Raw genomic sequence first — 15,722 nt, 5'->3', positions numbered from 1 at the left:
AAGCGATTACGACTCCGGTCAGCCCTCGCGGGCGACCTGGAATCCGGCGAACGACTGGCTGACCGGCATCAGCTCCAGCCGGTTGATGTTCAGGTGCGGCGGCAGGCTGGCCACCCAGAAGATCTGCTCGGCGATGTCTTCGGCGGTCATCGGGTTGGCGCCGCTGTACAGCTTGTCCGAGGCGTTCTGATCGCCATGGGTACGTACCACGGTGAATTCGGTTTCGGCCATGCCCGGCTCGATCGTGGTCACGCGCACGCCGGTGCCGTGCAGGTCCGAACGCAGGCCCAGCGAGAACTGGCTGACGAAGGCCTTGGTGCCACCGTAGGCGTTGCCCCCCGGGTACGGGTAGACGCCGGCCACCGACGAGATGTTGATGATCGCGCCCTTGCGCTCCACCAGCTGCGGCAGCAGGCGATGGGTCAGGGTCACCAGCGCGGTGATGTTGGTGTCGATCATCGTGGTCCAGTCCGACAGCGTGGCGCTCTGTGCCGGCGCGGTGCCCTGCGCCAGGCCGGCGTTGTTGACCAGCAGGTCGATCTCGCCAAAGGCCGGCGGCAGCGCCAGCAGGGCCGCCTCCATCGCCACCGCATCGCGGATGTCGAAGGCGGCGGCGTGCACCACGTCCTTGCCGTAGCGCTCGACCAGCGGCTGCAGGCGTTCGCTGCGGCGGCCCGTGGCGATCACTTTCCAGCCGGCCTGGGCGAAGCGGTGGACGGCGGCGGCGCCGAAGCCGGACGTGGCGCCGGTAATCAGGACAGTGCGGGTCATCAGGCAACTCCAGGGGGAAAAACCGGACGCCCATTCTGGCATTCCCGGCCCGTCCTGAGGTGCCCGCCGTCCAGTCGTCCCCCCGGCTCAACGCACGCGAAACACTCTGGCCTTGGGCAGGTCTTCGTCGACCTGCAGGAACCAGCGCCCGGCAATTCCTGGAACAACGGCGATCTGCGGCGACTGCAACACCTTGCGCAGCTTCATCTGTCCCTTCATCACCTGCCATTGCTGGCCGTTATCAAGGGTGAACAGCGTGCCGGGCTGCCAGCCTGCGACCTCTCCGACCACACGGGCACTGACCGGTTCGTCATCCAGGCCCAGATGCATTGCTGGCGGTGCCGGCACATTGGCAGGCAGCGGCGCAGCGACCGGGGCCACCGCTGCCGTCGACGCGGCGGCCGTGCTCTCTGCCTCGCGCAGTACCCGGTTCAACGCCTGCAACTGCGCTGGACTGAGCCCGACCTCGGCCAGTTGGGATGCACTGAGGCGCCGCTCGACGGGTACGAAGCGGTCCTGGGCAAAGGCAGCGAAGCTGCCGGCGAGCAGTAGTGCGGAAAACAGATACCGGCGCATGCAAGGGTCCCAGCGAACGAGTGCTCACGATGCTGCAGTTCGATGACAGTCCGGTGACACGCCAGGGGCCGGTACAATGGGCCATGATCAACAATGATGTCCTGCGCAGCGTGCGCTATTCCCTGGACCTGGGTGACCAGCACGTGGTCGCCCTGTGCCAGATGGCCGACCCGGCCTTTGCCGTGGATACCGGGCAGGTGAAGGCCTGGCTGCGCCGCGAGGACGAAGCCGGTTTCGAGGCGATGAACGACAGCGCGCTGGCGCACTTCCTCGACGGCCTGATCGTGCACCTGCGTGGCCGCGACGAGAGCCAGCCGCAGCGCGCAGTGGAAACCCGCATCGACAACAACCTGGTGCTGAAGAAGCTGCGCGTGGCGTTCCAGCTGCGCGACGTGGACCTGATGGAGATCTTTGCCAGCGCAGGTTTCAATGTCTCCAAGTCGGAAGTGGGCGCGCTGTTCCGTCAACCCGGGCACGCCAACTACCGGCGTTGCCTGGACCAGATGCTGCGCAACTTCCTCAAGGGCCTGAGCCTGCGCCTGCGCGGCTGAGCACGGCGTCGACGAACGCCCGCGCCGCTGGTGTCGGCAGGCGCTGCCAGACCAGGTGCACGCGCCGGGTCGGGGTCGGCTGCAGCGGAATCTGCACCACGCCCTGGAACCCATCGGCGATCAATGCCGGCACGATGCCGACCGCCAACCCATGGCGGACGAAGCGCTCGACCAGTTCCATCAGGTTGACCTCGAAACGGACCGTGTGCGGCAGTCCGGCTGCGGCAAAAGCATCATCGGTCTGACGGCGTGCGCCGGTGCCGCGCGGGAAGTCGACCAATGCTTCATCCTGCAGTGCGGCCAATGGCAGCCGCTTGCGCCCGGCCAGCCGGTGCGATGGCGCCAGTACCGCTACCAGATCCTCCTCCTGCAGCACCTGATGGCAGACACCGTCCAGCGCTGCCGAAGGCGCCAGGCCGACCAGTGCCACATCCAGCGCGCGCGACTGTACCTGCGCGATCAGGTCCTCGCTCTTGTCCACGCGCAACTGGAACTCCACCTGCGGGTGCACGCGCTGGAACGCCGCCAGCATCGCCACAACGTCGATTCCGGTCAGCGAGGAAATCTGCCCGATGGCCAGCAACCCACGCACTTCGCCACTGACGGCGGCCACGTCGGCGCGCAGGTGGCGCAGGCTGGCCAGCACCTGGCGTGCGTGCACCAGCAACGCCTCGCCGGCGGCGGTGGCCCGCACCTGGCGCGGCAGGCGCTCGAACAGCGTGGCACCCAGTTCCTGTTCCAGGTGGGCGATCTGGTGGCTGAGCGCGGACTGCACCACGTGGCAGCGCTCGGCGGCACGGGTGAAATTGCCCTCTTCGGACAGCGCCACGGCGAATTCGAGCTGCTTGAGGTTCATACAACTATCTTGTTTTCAGATGGCATGGATGATGATGATTCATTTCCATCATGCTCGCAGCAGGCGGACACTGTGCCCCCGCTTCCTGGAACATTGCGTGAGCCCGTCCCTTCCCGCTCTGCACCGCTGGCAGGTGCTGCTGATGTCGGTCGCCACCGGCGTGGCCGTGGCCAGCAACTACTATGCGCAACCGCTGCTGCACACCATCGCCGACGCCTTCGGCGTGCCGTTCGGCCAGGTCGGCATGGTGGTTACCGCCGCGCAGCTGAGCTATGCCGCCGGCTTGATCCTGCTGGTGCCGCTGGGTGACCTGTTCGAACGCCGCCGCCTGATCGTGGTGATGAGCCTGCTGTCGGCGGGCGGACTGGTGATCAGTGCCTGCGCACCGTCGCTGACCTGGTTGCTGGTGGGCACTGCGATCACCGGCCTGTTTTCGGTGGTGGCCCAGGTACTGGTGCCGTTCGCCGCCACGCTGGCCGCGCCGGAACACCGCGGCCGCGTGGTCGGAACATTGATGAGTGGCCTGCTGCTGGGCATCCTGCTGGCGCGTACCGTGGCCGGCCTGCTTTCCAGCCTGGGCGACTGGCGCCTGGTGTATGCGATCGCCGCTGCCACCCTGGTGCTGACAGCAATGGCATTGCAGCGCGGCCTGCCGCGATTCCACCACAGCGCCGGCCTTGGCTATTTCGCATTGCTGCGCTCGATCGGCGTGCTGTTCGTGCAGGAACCGGTGCTGCGCCAGCGCACGCTGCTGGGCGCCTGCAGCTTCGCCATGTTCGCGATCTTCTGGACCCCGCTCGCATTCCTGCTGGCACAACCGCCGTACGCCTACAGCGACGCCACCATCGGCCTGTTCGGGCTGGTCGGTGCGGCCGGCACGCTGGCGGCGGGTCTGGCTGGTCGCATGTCCGACCGTGGCCAGACCGGGCGTGCCACCGCCATTGCACTGGCGCTGTTGCTGCTGTCGTGGCTGCCGCTGGGGCTGTCCGCACACTCGCTGCTGGCATTGCTGCTGGGCGTGGTGGTGCTGGATCTGGCCGCGCAGCTGTTGCACGTCAGCAACCAGAACCTGATCTACGCGCTGCAACCGGCAGCACGCAACCGCCTCAATGCCGGCTACATGACCGGCTATTTCATCGGCGGCTCGCTGGGCTCGCTGCTGTCTGCACAGGTCTACCAGCGCTTCGGCTGGACCGGCGTCTGCGTGGCCGGTGCCGCCGTGGCCGTGCTGGCCCTGCTGCTGTGGCTGCCCGGCGCGCTGCGTGCGCGCCAGGCGTCGCTGGCCGACTAGAAGCTGCCCTGCAGCGCCAGCTCCCATCGCCCACCGGCGTTGCCGGGGAACAGGCGCTTGGCTGCGTTGTCCGTGTCATGCACGGTGGCGCGCAGTTCCCATGCCGGGGTAAGCGAGGCGATGGCACTGAGCTGCCCATGCAGGTAGTCCGGGCCCTGCGCGGTGGCCAGCCAGTACTGGCCCACCGCTGCTTCCAGGCGGAGGCGTTCGTGCAACGGCACACGCACACCCAGCTGGGCATAGGTACCGCGATGGCCACCGGCCAACGCATCGTTGGAATGGGCGACCTGCAGCCAGGCGCGCTGCTTCCAGGTCAACGTGGTGTTGAGCTCGGTCCAGTCCAGCGCGCGGCCGGTGCCCGGGTACACGTAACGGGTCAGGTTGGCATCCAGGCTCCAGTCCGGTGCCAGTGCGCCGGACCAGCCCGCCACCAGGTCGAACTCGCTGCGCGCGCCATTGTCCGGTTTGAACGAAACGTTCGAACCCCACACGCTGGCGTACCATCCCGACGGGATCGAGACCTTCGCGCCGGCCTGCACCGCCGGGTCGCCATCGCTCTGCGAGCTGCCACGCCACACGTAGTCGCTGGTCAATGCAGCACTGCCACTGGCCTGCACCTGTGCCTGCGCGCTGCCGATCCCGAGCAGCCCTGCCAGGGCGGCCACCAGCGCCGCCATCATCCCCTTGCTGTTCACTGCACTGTGTTCCTCGTCGAAGGCGGTCGCGCCGCCGGGACGGCAGTGTCGGGTGCGCCGCCGTAACGGATCGAGGGCGCTGCCCGGCCTGCGGCGCAAATTCGGCGTAAATCCCGTGGATGGAGGCTACGTGCCAGCCGCGCGGTATCATGGCGCCTCGTTTCCAGGAACCAACCACGTGGACGCCATCCTGACCCCGGTATCGATCGGCGAGCTGATCGACAAGATCACCATTCTCGAGATCAAGGCCGAGCGCATCGATGATGCTGCCAAGCTGGCCAACGTGCGCACCGAACTGGATGGCCTGTTGCCCTTGCTGCAGCAGCAGCTGCAGGCGCAGCCGGCATTGGACGCGCTGAAGCAGCAGCTGAAGGCGATCAACGAGCGCATGTGGGACATCCAGGACCAGCTGCGCGACAAGGAAGCGGCCCAGGTGTTCGATGATGCATTCATCCAGCTGGCACGCGGTGTCTATGGCACCAATGGCGAGCGCGTGCAGGTGAAGAACGAGATCAACCGCGTGGCCGGTTCGGCGCTGGTGGAAGAGAAGCAGTACCAGGGCGAGTAAGGCCGCTCAGCCGCATTCGAGCAGGTGGCGGAAGCGGAACAGGTCGCCGTCACCACGAATGCCGAGCTTGCGGTAGGCCGACGTTTTCTGCGAGCTGATGGTACTGGCCGAGCGCCCTGAGCGCAGGGCCATTTCACTGGTGCTGACGCCCTTCAGCACCAACCCGAGCACTTCACGCTCGCGCTGGCTCAGCGGCGTCAGCACCGGTGCAGATACCCGGCGTGTGCGTGGCAGCTTCAGCTCCTCACGCAGTCCCGGTGGCACGAAGCGGCCGCCACGGGCGACCACGTCAATGGCGCGCAGCAACGTCTCCGGTGGCATCGACTTGGACAGGAAGCCGCGCGCGCCGGCTCGCATCGCGGTGGTCACCGTACTGGCGTTGCAGTGCGCCGAGAGCACCAGCACCGGCAGCGCCGGCCAACGCTGCGACAGCACGCGCAGCAGGGCCAACCCATCGCCCAGGTCGCCCATCGGCAGCGCATCGATCAGCAGCAGGTCGACGCACCTCGGGCTGCGCTGCAGCAACTGCAGCAGGCGCGCCTCGTTGGACAGGCTCACGCGCACCTGCACACCACTGTGTTGGCGGAGCAGAACTTCCACGCCCAACCGCAGTACCGGGTGCGGATCCAGCAGCGCCAGGCGTCGTGGCCGATCAGGCCGCAGGGGCGGGAGTGTCGGTGGCATCGCGGCCTGTCCAGGCAACATGGAACATCCACCGTAGGCCGGTGCCCGCAGCGGCGGAATCCAATTCCTTGCAATGCTCGGCCCGCGTGCACCACCAGTCAGACGGCATTTTGTTTCGCGCCGCCACAAACGCAACAGGCCCGGCAAGAGCCGGGCCTGTCGAGACTTCTCCAGCGCGCAGGCGCGCCGGAACAGCAATTACCAGCTGAAGCGCGGGCCGACGGTGTATTCCTTGTCGCCGTCGCGGTTCATCTTCAGTTCGCCGTTCAGGCCCCAGTTCTGGTTCAGCTTGACCTGACCACCCAGGCGGCCGTACCACTGGCCTTCCGGGTTGACGCCGTGCTTCTTCGAGAAATCTTCGTAGCCGACCATGCCATAGACCTCGGCGTGGGCACCGAAGGCGGTGCGGATACCGGCTTCAGCGCTGTAGCCGTTGAAGTCCAGGCCGTGCTTCGGGTCGAGCTTCTGGTAGGCAACGCGGGCAACGAAGTCGGTGCTCGGAGCGATTTCAACGTTGTAGCCTGCACCGATCTTCCACTGGTCCAGCTTGACGTTGGTGTGGTCGAATTCCTGACGGCTGTACTCACCGAAAGCGTGGAAGTTCGGCAGGAAGCCGTACGAACCCTTCACACCCCAACCGTCGGACTTGAACGCGTCGTTGTCGGTCTTGGCGTAGTTGGCTTCGGCATAGTTGTAGGACAGGTTTTCAGCAGCCGAGGCGGTGAACGGCAGGGCAGCGGCCAGGGCCAGAGCAATCAGCGAATTCTTCATGGGGGTACACCTTTACTTTCTTATGGTGTGCAGCAGCGCCAGGGCGCCATCGCATCGGGAATGTAAATTCTCCGTTATTCGCCACAACGCTCCCTGAAAACAGCAGTCTTCGCATTGCTGAATTTTCTGGCTTGATTCAGGCTGTATCTGGCATACGCGCGCGGCGCGCGTGCATTTTCAGGTTTCTTCACGATCCAGCGCTGTCGATCCCCGATCCCCTGGTTCGTCGTGTACTTGAAGGCCGTGCATGTGACACGGTCCATCCGGAGGCTGGCAATGAGCTACATCGATGGTTTCGTCCTGGCGGTGCCCACCGCCAACAAGGAGAAGTTCCTCGCCCATGCACGCACAGGAGATCCGGTCTTCATCGAGTACGGGGCACTGCGCGTGGTCGAGTGCTGGGGCGATGACGTGCCGCACGGCAAGACCACCGATTTCTTCGGCGCGGTGAAAGCCACGCCGGACGAGACGGTGGTGTTTTCCTGGATCGAATGGCCCGACAAACCGACCCGCGACGCCGGCATGAAGAAGATGATGGAAGACCCGCGGTTTGATCCAACGAAGAATCCGATGCCGTTTGACGGTGCGCGGATGATCTACGGCGGCTTCGTGCCGATCTACGAGCTGACCCGCTGAACCCGGCGGACGTGCTCAGCGCGCGTCCGTTTCATCGCTGGCAGTGGCATGGCCGGCGCCCAGTGCGGCGCCGGCACCGAGGCCCATGCCGCCCATGCCAGCGCCCATTCCGCCGCCCCCACCTCCGCCACCACCCGCACGGCCGCCCTTGGCATCGCCATCGTTGCGCCCCTTGCCGCCACCGCTGGCAGCGGGGCGGGTCGGCCCCTGCGGCGGAATCCGCAGGTCGGGAGGAATCGGCGCCAGATCCAGCGCTTCGCGCACGAAGTCGCGCAGCGAGACCACCAGTTCGTGGGTATGCACCGGTCGCCCCTGTGCAAGATCGTTGGCAGCGCGGGCGGCCAGCCGCACCTGTTCGTCGGTGCCCAGCAACAGGATGTCCGAGAGCGCGGCCTCGACCGCATCGCGGATGCGGCGCGTTCGATCCGAACGCGGTTCGGCGATGCCTTCGGCCGCTTCGCGCTGGCGCAGATCGCGGCGATGGCTGGGATCCACGCCCAGTTCACCAGTGAATGAACCGCCCAGGGTCTTGTAGGCCGCCATCAGTGTGCGCAGCCGCTCGTTGATCTGCCGGTTCTCGCGCTCGCGACGCTGCTGCAGGGTCTGCATCACCAGCAGGCGGATTCCCACGCCCAGCAGGGTGATCAGGACCAGGCCGGCCAACGTGGACAGCACGCCCTGCCAGGAACTGAAATCGATACCGCGCATGGTGGGGCTCCGGCGGGAAGAATCTGCATCTTGCCCCAGACCGCGCCCCGAAAACGCGAAAGGCCCCACCACCCGGTGGGCGGCAGGGCCTTCGGTCACGGCGCGATTATTACTTGCGCTTGGCGACCTTGCGCACGGCCTTGGCCGGGGCCTTCCTGGCAACAGCCTTCTTGGCCGGAGCCTTCTTGGCGGCGACCTTCTTCAGCGGTGCAGCCTTCTTGGCGACGACCTTCTTGGTCGCAGCGACCTTCTTGCCGACAGTCTTCTTGGCAGCAGTGGTCTTCCTGGCAATGGCCTTCTTGGCGACGGCAGCCTTCTTGCCCACAACCTTCTTGGCGGCGGCAGTCTTCTTGGTGGCGACCTTCCTGGTGGCGGCAACCTTCTTGCCGACAACCTTCTTCGCAGCCACGGCCTTCTTGGCGGCGACGGTCTTCTTGGCCACAGCCTTCTTGGCGGTGGCGACCTTCTTGCCAACCACCTTCTTGGCGGCCGTGGTCTTCTTGGCAACGGTCTTCTTCGCGACAGCAGCCTTCTTGGTGGCGGCCTTCTTCACGGTGGCGACCTTCTTGCCGGCAGCCTTGGTGGCGGCCTTGGTGGTCTTCTTGGCAGCGGCGGCCTTCTTGGTCACGGCCTTGCCCGCAGCCGCCTTCTTCTTCGCCACTTCCTTCTTCAGGGCAGCAGCTTCGGCCTTGGCGTTCTTCTTGGCCGCTTCCAGCTTCTTCCTGGCGTTGGCAACCGTCTTGCCGACCGACTTGGCAGCCTTCTCGGCCTTCTTGGCAACGGTCTTCTCGACCTTGGCCACGGCCTTCTTGGCCTTGGCAACGCGGGTACCGGCAGCCTTGCTGGCGCGCTTGACGGTCTTCTTGACCGACTTCACTGCGTCTTCGGCGGCGTGGGCGATGGTCTCGCCGACGTTGGTGGCGGCTTCTTTCACGTTCTCGACAGCGTCGGTCACGACCGACACACCATTACCGTTGCTCATGTTGCCCTCCTGCGGGCCTTAAGTATCAAAACGGGGCGATGCTATACCGACATTGACGATCGTGGAACGGGGCATGTGCCGGCAATCGCATCTGTTGCGACGCCGATGGTGTACGCAGCAGCCCCTGTTGCCACCTGCGGTTCGCAGCAAACCCCTTTTTTTCAGTGCTGCGCTACGCAAACCCAGCATTGTCTGGCCGTCGCCGCGCGCACGTGCACGGAGGCAGCGTCCGGCATCCGTCGTGGCGCATTGCGGCACCCGCCTGCGCGGAACTGCGCACGTATCCGCCTGCGCCAGTGCGGCGCGCGTTGGCCTTGAATGGCGCACCCATCACCTGCCCGGGTGTCGCCACAAGCGCGTTCTGGCCCCCGCGCTCGCCCCTTCGAGGCACCCGTTTTCATGGCGCATTTATCCAGATCGCGACACACTCATTCAGCTTGTTCTACCGTAGGGCCGTACCGCCCCCACCCACGCCAGCGAACCGACTCCCATGCGACCGCTTCCTACCCTGCTCACGCTCGCAATCGCCGCCGCCTTCGGTGGCTTCGTTGCCACCGGCATCAATGCCCACCTGGACAACCGTGCCGACGCCGCGCCGCTGCCGGCGGTCCTGCCGACCACTGCAGCGTTGCCGGCCTCGGTGGCCGGACAGGCGGTACCGTCGCTGGCACCGATGCTGGAGAAGGCGATGCCGGCGGTGGTCAGCGTCAACACCAAGCAGGTGATTCGCGTACGCAATCCCTTCTTCAACGACCCGTTCTTCCGCCGCCTGTTCCCGGATATCCCACAGGAACGCATCAACGAATCGCTGGGCTCGGGCGTGATCATCGACGCCAAGGAGGGGCTGGTGCTGACCAACCACCATGTCATCGACAACGCCGATGACGTCCAGGTGACACTGGCGGACGGGCGCACGGTCAAGGCCGAGTTCCTCGGTTCGGACCGCGATACCGACATCGCGCTGATCCGCATTCCGGCGCAGAACCTGACCGACATCAAGCTCGGCAACAGCGACCAGCTGCGCGTAGGCGACTTCGTGGTGGCCATCGGCAACCCGTTCGGCTTCAGCCAGACGGTCACGTCCGGCATCGTCTCGGCGGTGGGCCGCAGCGGCATCCGCGGGCTGGGCTACCAGAACTTCATCCAGACCGATGCGTCGATCAATCCGGGCAACTCCGGTGGCGCGCTGGTCGACCTGCAGGGCCAGCTGGTCGGCATCAATACCGCCAGCTTCAACCCGCAGGGCAGCATGGCCGGCAACATCGGCCTGGGCCTGGCGATTCCTTCCAACCTGGCGCGCAGCGTGGTCGACCAGCTGGTCAAGCACGGCGTTGTGGTGCGCGGCACGCTGGGCGTGGAAAGCCAGAACCTGACCGCGCAGATCGCGCAGGGCCTGGGCCTGGGCGAAACCCGCGGTGCGCTGATCACCCGCGTGCTGGCCGGTTCGGCCGCCGCCGCAGCCGGGCTGAAGCCGGGCGACGTGGTGGTGTCGGCCAACGGCCAGCGCGTGGATAGCGCCGAGGCCCTGCACAACGTGGAAGGCCTGGCCGCCGTCGGCAGCGCGATGACGCTGGACGTACGCCGCGAAGGCAAGCCACTGCAGATCAAGGCGACGCTGAAGGAACAGGCGCGCGCGGTCACCGGTGAGAGCCTGGACCCGCGCCTGACCGGTGCGACCTTCGTCGACCTGCCCGAGTCACTGCGACAGTCTGGCGTCGGCGGCGTGCTGGTCAGCGAGGTCAAGCGCGGCAGCCGCGCCGCCAGCAACGGTCTGCAGCAGGGCGACATCATCACCGACGCCACCGTGGGTGAATTCGCCGACCTGGCCAGCTGGCGTGCCAATTTCCAGCAACGCCCGCCGACCCTGGTGGTGCGCGTGCTGCGCAACAATGGCCAGCAGCAGGGCCAGCTCGTGATGCGCTGATCGCCCTGCCGTAACACCCCCTATACCCCGGCAATGCTATTGCTGTCCGTCCAGGTCGGCACCGCCGACGCCCGTTCCCCCATCGCAACAGGAGTGATTCGATGAGCCCCACCAATACCGAGAACCTGAAGGAACACCTGGGTGAAGCCGGTTCCCACCTGAAGCAGGCCGCCACGGCCGCCGGCGGTGCGATCAAGGGCGCCACCGGTGCGGCCACCGACGAACTGCGGATCGGCAAGGCCAACGTCAAGGCTGAACTGTCCGACAGCGCGCTGTCCGGCCTGGCCGCTGCCGAGTTTGGTGGTGCCGCCGCCAAGGAGCAGGTCGATGCACTGATGGACAAGGGCAAGGACCTGATCGACAGCGCCGCCGAGCTGATCCGCGAACGTCCGCTCGCCTCGTTCGGCGTGGCCTTCGCTGCCGGCTGGATCATCGCCAAGCTGGCCCGCGGCAGCAGCGACAAGTAAGCCGCGGCGTGAGCGAAGACAACGCGCAAGCCCCTGATCCGGCGGCTACCCCGCCGCTGGATGAGAGCATCCGCCAGGTCGGCGCGGCCGGTCGTGCCGCTGCCGACTCGGCCAAGCACTCGCTGCGTTCGCTGCGCCGGTTGGCCTCGGCCGACTTCGCGCTGGCACGCAGTGCCTTCGGCCGCGCGCTGGCCTGGGCCGGCGTAGCGATCGTATTCGGAGCGTCGGCCTGGCTGCTGATGGCCGCCACCCTCATCGCCCTGCTGCAGAGCTGGGGCCTGAGCTGGCTGCAGGCCCTGCTGATCACCTCGCTGCTGAGCCTGGCCGTCACCGGTTATGCGATCTGGCGGGTGTCCTACTTCTTCCACCACACCGGCATGCACGCCACCCGGCGCCAGCTGTCCCGCCTGGGCCTGTTCGACGAGCCCAGCGAAGACGACCCCGATGCCGATGTGCAGCTGCCAGAGGGCAAGCCATGAAGTTCGGTGCGCTGCAGCGGCGGGTGAAGCGCTGCGAACAGGTGGTGACCGTACGCCTGGTCGAGACCCAGGACCACTGGTCCACGCTCAGCCAGGTCTGGCGCCAGGGCTGGTCGCCACTACGCATCGTGGTAGTGGGCCTGGCCGGTGGCTTCATTGCCGGCAAGCTGGAAATGCCGGGCAAGGTCAACGGTGCGCGCTGGCTGCAGATGGTGGGTTCGGTCTCGAACCTGTTCGCCAGTGCGCAGGCAGCGTTCGCCACGGCGATGGCGGCGCAGGCGGCGGCCACCGCCGACGATGCGGCCGAAGAAGCCGGCGATGCCAGCGAACAGGCACACGCAGCGGCCTCCGCCGCTGAAGCGCGGCCCGCAGCGGCGGCGCGAGCTGTGCCGGAGGCGGAACCGGACCTGCGCGAACCGCGCCCGGCCGAGGCGGCCACCGAACTGTCCGAACGTTGATCCATGGAATCCGCCGCGCCGATGGCGGCCGGCGGATAATGCGCTCCCCTTTCCGGCTGATGCGTCGATGAGCGAGTCCTCCCTGTCCCCGTCACCAGCCGATCCACAGGACCCGGAGGCACCGCTGCCGCCTCCGTCTCGCCCACGCGGGCCGATGTCGCTGGTGGTGCTGGCGACCCTGGCGGTGGGCTACACGCTGTGGGCGGCGCAGGACATCATCCTGCCGGTGCTGCTGGCGATGTTCTTCGCACTGGTCGGCAACCCGATCCTGCGCCTGCTGCAGAAACTGTGGATTCCGCGCGCGCTGGGCGCGCTGCTGATTCTCGGCGCCGGCCTGGGCGTGACCGGTTCACTGGCGGTGCAATTGATCGGCCCGGCGATGGAATGGGCGCAGGAAGCCCCGCAGCAGCTGCGCAAGGTCGCCCGCCAGGTGCAGGACCTGACCAAGCCGGTGCAGCAGGCCAACCAGGCGGCGGAGAACTTCGCCCGCGTGGCCGGTGGTGACAGCAACCACAAGGTGCAGGTGATCCGCACCCAGCTCGACGACCCGTACCGCATGCTGACCCGCGCGCCACGGCTTGCCGCCTCGGTGCTGGCCGTGGTGCTGCTGACCCTGTTCTTCATGATCTATGGGCAGAGCCTGCAGCGCGCGGCAATCGCGCTGTTCCCGAACCGCCAGCAGCAGCGCTTCACCGCCGACATCCTGCGCTCGATCGAGCGCGAGGTCTCGCGCTATGTGCTGACCATCAGCGTGATCAACACCCTGGTCGGGCTGGTGTTCGCCGGCGTGCTGATGCTGCTCGGCATCGGCCTGCAGGAGGCGCTGCTGTGGGGCACGGTGGCCGCGCTGCTGAATTTTGCCCCGTACGTCGGCCCGCTGATCGGCGTGGCACTGATGCTGCTGATGGGCTTCGTGGAATTCCGCGACCCGCTGCAGGCGCTGCTGCCGGCGGCCGCGTACCTGGCCCTGCACACTCTGGAAGGGCAGATGGTGACCCCGATCGTGCTGGGCCGGCGCATGAAGCTGTCGCCGCTGGTGCTGATCCTGGCGCTGATGGTGTTCGGCTGGGCCTGGGGCATGATCGGCCTGCTGCTGGCGGTGCCGCTGCTGGTCTGCATCAAGCTGGTGCTGGCACGGCTGGAAGGCATGCAGGGCTGGGCACGGCTGCTGGAATGAAAGCCCGCGCGGGCAGGCGTAGAATGGAGGGGTGAATTTCCCCGTCCAAGCCATCACTCTCGACCTTGACGACACGCTGTGGCCGTTCGCTCCGATTGGCGCCCGCATCGACCTGGTCCTGCACGAGTGGATGCGTGAACACAGCCCCGCCACCGCCGCGATGTATCCGGTGGCGGCGATGCGCGAACTGCGCGAGCGCCTGTACCACGCCCATCCGCACCTCCACCACGACCTGAGCGCGCTGCGTCGGCTGACCCTGCACGAAGCGCTGCACGCCAGTGGCGCCAGCCTCGATCTGCTGGAGCCGGCGTACGAAGCGTTCTACGCCGCGCGCAATCAGGTCGAGTGCTATCCCGATGCGATCGATGCGCTGGCGAGGATTGCCGCGCGGGTGCCGGTGGCAGCACTGAGCAACGGCAACGCCGATCTGGAGCGGATCGGCCTGGCCCATCATTTCGCCTTCCAGCTGGGCGCGCGCGAACACGGCGCGGCCAAGCCGGAGGCAAGCATCTTCCACGCCGCCTGCACCCGCCTGGGTGTGGCGCCGGCACAGGTACTGCATGTCGGCGACCACGCCGAAATGGACGTGGCCGGGGCGATCGCCGCCGGCCTGCGCGGGTGCTGGATCAACCGCGAAGCAGCCACCTGGACCCATCCGAAACTGCAGCCGGACCTGCAGTTCGACACCCTCACCGGCCTGGCCGACTGGTTGGACGCCAACCTCGACGCCGCCGCATCCCGGAGTACCTGACGCATGAGCGAGATCACTGGTTTCACCGCCGACACCACCGCGGCGCTGCCGCTGTACGTGCTGGACCGCGAGCAGTTCGCCGCTTGGAAGGACGGCCAACCGGCCGCGACCCAGGCCTGGCTGGCCTCGCAGGGTTTCACTGCCGGTGCGCACAGCGTGGCCCTGCTGCCCGGCAGTGAGGGCCTGGCCGGCGCGGTGATCGGTGTCGGTGATCGCGCCGATGCCTACAGCTATGCGCATGCGCCGCACGCCCTGCCGGAAGGCAGTGTCTGGCAGCTGGCCAATGAACTGCCTGCCGCCGAACAGGCGCTGCTGCAGCTGGGCTGGGGCTTGGGCAGCTACCGCTTCGACCGTTACCGCAAGCGCAACCGCGCCCCGGCGCAGCTGGTGGCCGCACCGTCCGGCGAAGTGGCCGACCTGATCGCCGCCAGCCTGCGCGTGCGCGACTGGGTCAACACCCCGACCGAAGACATGGGGCCGCAGCAGCTGGAAGACGCCGCGCGTGCACTGGCCGATGCACATGGTGCGCAGGTCGAGGCGATCACCGGCGATGAACTGCTGAAGCAGAACTTCCCGGCCATCCACGCCGTGGGCCGCGCGTCGCACCGCGCGCCGCGCCTGGTGGTGCTGCGCTGGGGCAAGGAAACCGACCCGGCACTGGTGCTGGTCGGCAAGGGCGTGTGCTTCGATACCGGCGGCCTGGACATCAAGCCGGCCGACGGCATGCGCAACATGAAGAAGGACATGGGCGGCGCCGCGCACGCGCTGGCCCTGGCCGGCCTGGTGATGGCGCGCGGACTGCCGGTGCGGCTGACGCTGCTGGTGCCGGCGGTGGAAAATGCGATCGGTCCGGATGCGTTCCGCCCCGGCGAAGTGATCGCCACCCGCAAGGGGTTGAGCGTGGAGATCGACAACACCGATGCCGAAGGCCGCGTGATCCTGTGCGACGCGCTGACCTTCGCCGGTGAGCAGAAGCCGGACCTGGTGCTGGATTTCGCCACGCTCACCGGTGCCGCACGCATCGCGCTGGGTCCGGATCTGCCGGCGCTCTTCAGCAACGACGACACGGTGGCGCAGCAGTGGCTGCAGGCCGGCGACGCAACCCGTGACCCGGTCTGGCGCATGCCGCTGTGGCGCCCCTACCTGCGCTATCTGAGCAGCGGCATTGCCGACCTGGCCAATGCCGGTTCGCGCATGGCCGGCTCGGTGACCGCCGCGCTGTACCTGGAGCGCTTCCTGGAAGACAGCCAGCGCTGGGCGCACCTGGACGTGTACGCCTGGAACGACGGCGAACGCCCGGGCCGTCCGGCCGGTGGCGAAGCGCTGGCGCTGCGCTCGGCCTGGGCGATGCTGAAGGCGCGTTACAGCTGATCGGGT

Annotated in this window: 19 protein-coding genes; 11 read left to right on the top strand and 8 right to left on the bottom strand. The window is 67.2% G+C overall.

The features are described 5' to 3' along the window. Positions 1–18: 18 nt before the first annotated feature. The gene (locus ROV93_RS09720; protein ID WP_005420523.1) at positions 19–771 is read right to left on the bottom strand and encodes an SDR family NAD(P)-dependent oxidoreductase; all 753 of its coding nucleotides are present in this window, start codon (positions 769–771) and stop codon (positions 19–21) included. An 87-nt stretch (positions 772–858) separates the two neighbouring features. Next, a complete protein-coding gene (locus ROV93_RS09715; RefSeq protein WP_072168706.1) occupies positions 859–1,347 on the bottom strand; it encodes a hypothetical protein in 489 nt (162 codons plus the stop codon). An 83-nt stretch (positions 1,348–1,430) separates the two neighbouring features. Here ROV93_RS09715 and ROV93_RS09710 point away from each other — a divergent pair, with 83 nt between their 5' ends. Further along, the gene (locus ROV93_RS09710; RefSeq protein WP_005420526.1) at positions 1,431–1,898 is read left to right on the top strand and encodes a DUF1456 family protein; all 468 of its coding nucleotides are present in this window, start codon (positions 1,431–1,433) and stop codon (positions 1,896–1,898) included. Here ROV93_RS09710 and ROV93_RS09705 read toward each other — a convergent pair. Then, positions 1,867–2,754, bottom strand: a complete 888-nt coding sequence (locus tag ROV93_RS09705; RefSeq protein WP_072168707.1) for a LysR substrate-binding domain-containing protein — start codon at positions 2,752–2,754, stop codon at positions 1,867–1,869. The genes ROV93_RS09710 and ROV93_RS09705 overlap by 32 nt on opposite strands. A 142-nt stretch (positions 2,755–2,896) precedes the next feature. On the opposite strand from ROV93_RS09705, the gene ROV93_RS09700 reads away from it, so the two are divergent. Continuing rightward, positions 2,897–4,045 (top strand): MFS transporter, encoded by a 1,149-nt coding sequence (locus tag ROV93_RS09700; protein WP_219629302.1) that lies wholly within the window; start codon positions 2,897–2,899, stop codon positions 4,043–4,045. Here the strand turns inward: ROV93_RS09700 and ROV93_RS09695 are convergent. Further along, entirely contained in the window at positions 4,042–4,740 is a 699-nt protein-coding gene (locus tag ROV93_RS09695) for a TorF family putative porin (RefSeq protein ID WP_072168709.1), read from the bottom strand. The genes ROV93_RS09700 and ROV93_RS09695 overlap by 4 nt on opposite strands. A 178-nt stretch (positions 4,741–4,918) precedes the next feature. Between ROV93_RS09695 and ROV93_RS09690 the strand changes: the two genes are divergently transcribed. Continuing rightward, on the top strand, positions 4,919–5,308 hold the full coding sequence (locus tag ROV93_RS09690; RefSeq protein WP_049414316.1) for a DUF6165 family protein: 390 nt from the start codon (positions 4,919–4,921) through the stop codon (positions 5,306–5,308). Positions 5,309–5,314: 6 nt separating this feature from the next. Here the strand turns inward: ROV93_RS09690 and ROV93_RS09685 are convergent, their stop codons facing one another. Continuing rightward, on the bottom strand, positions 5,315–5,992 hold the full coding sequence (locus ROV93_RS09685) for a response regulator transcription factor (RefSeq protein WP_072168710.1): 678 nt from the start codon (positions 5,990–5,992) through the stop codon (positions 5,315–5,317). A 198-nt stretch (positions 5,993–6,190) separates the two neighbouring features. Then, on the bottom strand, positions 6,191–6,763 hold the full coding sequence (locus ROV93_RS09680; RefSeq protein ID WP_072168711.1) for an Ax21 family protein: 573 nt from the start codon (positions 6,761–6,763) through the stop codon (positions 6,191–6,193). Positions 6,764–7,039: 276 nt separating this feature from the next. On the opposite strand from ROV93_RS09680, the gene ROV93_RS09675 reads away from it, so the two are divergent. Next, positions 7,040–7,399 carry a DUF1428 domain-containing protein gene (locus ROV93_RS09675; protein ID WP_049414306.1) on the top strand — a complete coding sequence of 120 codons (360 nt, stop codon included), beginning with the start codon at positions 7,040–7,042 and terminating at the stop codon, positions 7,397–7,399. A gap of 15 nt (positions 7,400–7,414) precedes the next feature. On the opposite strand, the gene ROV93_RS09670 is transcribed toward ROV93_RS09675, so the two are convergent. Further along, positions 7,415–8,107 (bottom strand): hypothetical protein, encoded by a 693-nt coding sequence (locus ROV93_RS09670; protein ID WP_072168713.1) that lies wholly within the window; start codon positions 8,105–8,107, stop codon positions 7,415–7,417. Between the two features lie 109 nt (positions 8,108–8,216). Continuing rightward, on the bottom strand, positions 8,217–9,089 hold the full coding sequence (locus ROV93_RS09665) for a histone (RefSeq protein ID WP_072168714.1): 873 nt from the start codon (positions 9,087–9,089) through the stop codon (positions 8,217–8,219). 490 nt (positions 9,090–9,579) lie between these two features. On the opposite strand from ROV93_RS09665, the gene ROV93_RS09660 reads away from it, so the two are divergent. The 7 genes from ROV93_RS09660 to ROV93_RS09630 all read left to right on the top strand — a co-directional run bounded on the left by ROV93_RS09660 (position 9,580) and on the right by ROV93_RS09630 (position 15,716). Continuing rightward, complete coding sequence (locus ROV93_RS09660) at positions 9,580–11,013, top strand: Do family serine endopeptidase (RefSeq protein WP_072168715.1); 1,434 nt, start codon at positions 9,580–9,582, stop codon at positions 11,011–11,013. A 101-nt stretch (positions 11,014–11,114) separates the two neighbouring features. Then, a complete protein-coding gene (locus ROV93_RS09655; protein ID WP_004153835.1) occupies positions 11,115–11,480 on the top strand; it encodes a hypothetical protein in 366 nt (121 codons plus the stop codon). Between the two features lie 8 nt (positions 11,481–11,488). Further along, complete coding sequence (locus ROV93_RS09650) at positions 11,489–11,959, top strand: phage holin family protein (protein ID WP_004153834.1); 471 nt, start codon at positions 11,489–11,491, stop codon at positions 11,957–11,959. Next, complete coding sequence (locus ROV93_RS09645; protein ID WP_069138037.1) at positions 11,956–12,417, top strand: protein sip-5; 462 nt, start codon at positions 11,956–11,958, stop codon at positions 12,415–12,417. The genes ROV93_RS09650 and ROV93_RS09645 overlap by 4 nt, the downstream gene beginning before the upstream one ends. A gap of 67 nt (positions 12,418–12,484) precedes the next feature. Further along, the gene (locus ROV93_RS09640) at positions 12,485–13,594 is read left to right on the top strand and encodes an AI-2E family transporter (protein ID WP_072168716.1); all 1,110 of its coding nucleotides are present in this window, start codon (positions 12,485–12,487) and stop codon (positions 13,592–13,594) included. 31 nt (positions 13,595–13,625) lie between these two features. Continuing rightward, the gene (locus tag ROV93_RS09635; RefSeq protein ID WP_053499497.1) at positions 13,626–14,345 is read left to right on the top strand and encodes an HAD-IA family hydrolase; all 720 of its coding nucleotides are present in this window, start codon (positions 13,626–13,628) and stop codon (positions 14,343–14,345) included. A 3-nt stretch (positions 14,346–14,348) separates the two neighbouring features. Then, on the top strand, positions 14,349–15,716 hold the full coding sequence (locus ROV93_RS09630) for a M17 family metallopeptidase (RefSeq protein ID WP_072168717.1): 1,368 nt from the start codon (positions 14,349–14,351) through the stop codon (positions 15,714–15,716). The last annotated feature ends 6 nt before the right edge of the window (positions 15,717–15,722 follow it).

The organism is Stenotrophomonas maltophilia group sp. msm4, from assembly GCF_032025605.1.
GTDB classification, from domain to species: Bacteria; Pseudomonadota; Gammaproteobacteria; order Xanthomonadales; family Xanthomonadaceae; genus Stenotrophomonas; species Stenotrophomonas sepilia.
This window is presented reverse-complemented; position numbering and strand designations above follow the sequence as displayed.

What these genes read in the sequence shown, in the direction of transcription:
- ROV93_RS09720 (WP_005420523.1), bottom strand. Translation starts at nt 771, where the DNA reads ATGACCCGCACTGTCCTGATTACCGGCGCCACGTCCGGCTTCGGCGCC.
- ROV93_RS09715 (WP_072168706.1), bottom strand. Translation starts at nt 1,347, where the DNA reads ATGCGCCGGTATCTGTTTTCCGCACTACTGCTCGCCGGCAGCTTCGCT.
- ROV93_RS09710 (WP_005420526.1), top strand. Translation starts at nt 1,431, where the DNA reads ATGATCAACAATGATGTCCTGCGCAGCGTGCGCTATTCCCTGGACCTG.
- ROV93_RS09705 (WP_072168707.1), bottom strand. Translation starts at nt 2,754, where the DNA reads ATGAACCTCAAGCAGCTCGAATTCGCCGTGGCGCTGTCCGAAGAGGGC.
- ROV93_RS09700 (WP_219629302.1), top strand. Translation starts at nt 2,897, where the DNA reads ATGTCGGTCGCCACCGGCGTGGCCGTGGCCAGCAACTACTATGCGCAA.
- ROV93_RS09685 (WP_072168710.1), bottom strand. Translation starts at nt 5,992, where the DNA reads ATGCCACCGACACTCCCGCCCCTGCGGCCTGATCGGCCACGACGCCTG.
- ROV93_RS09680 (WP_072168711.1), bottom strand. Translation starts at nt 6,763, where the DNA reads ATGAAGAATTCGCTGATTGCTCTGGCCCTGGCCGCTGCCCTGCCGTTC.
- ROV93_RS09675 (WP_049414306.1), top strand. Translation starts at nt 7,040, where the DNA reads ATGAGCTACATCGATGGTTTCGTCCTGGCGGTGCCCACCGCCAACAAG.
- ROV93_RS09670 (WP_072168713.1), bottom strand. Translation starts at nt 8,107, where the DNA reads ATGCGCGGTATCGATTTCAGTTCCTGGCAGGGCGTGCTGTCCACGTTG.
- ROV93_RS09665 (WP_072168714.1), bottom strand. Translation starts at nt 9,089, where the DNA reads ATGAGCAACGGTAATGGTGTGTCGGTCGTGACCGACGCTGTCGAGAAC.
- ROV93_RS09660 (WP_072168715.1), top strand. Translation starts at nt 9,580, where the DNA reads ATGCGACCGCTTCCTACCCTGCTCACGCTCGCAATCGCCGCCGCCTTC.
- ROV93_RS09655 (WP_004153835.1), top strand. Translation starts at nt 11,115, where the DNA reads ATGAGCCCCACCAATACCGAGAACCTGAAGGAACACCTGGGTGAAGCC.
- ROV93_RS09645 (WP_069138037.1), top strand. Translation starts at nt 11,956, where the DNA reads ATGAAGTTCGGTGCGCTGCAGCGGCGGGTGAAGCGCTGCGAACAGGTG.
- ROV93_RS09640 (WP_072168716.1), top strand. Translation starts at nt 12,485, where the DNA reads ATGAGCGAGTCCTCCCTGTCCCCGTCACCAGCCGATCCACAGGACCCG.
- ROV93_RS09630 (WP_072168717.1), top strand. Translation starts at nt 14,349, where the DNA reads ATGAGCGAGATCACTGGTTTCACCGCCGACACCACCGCGGCGCTGCCG.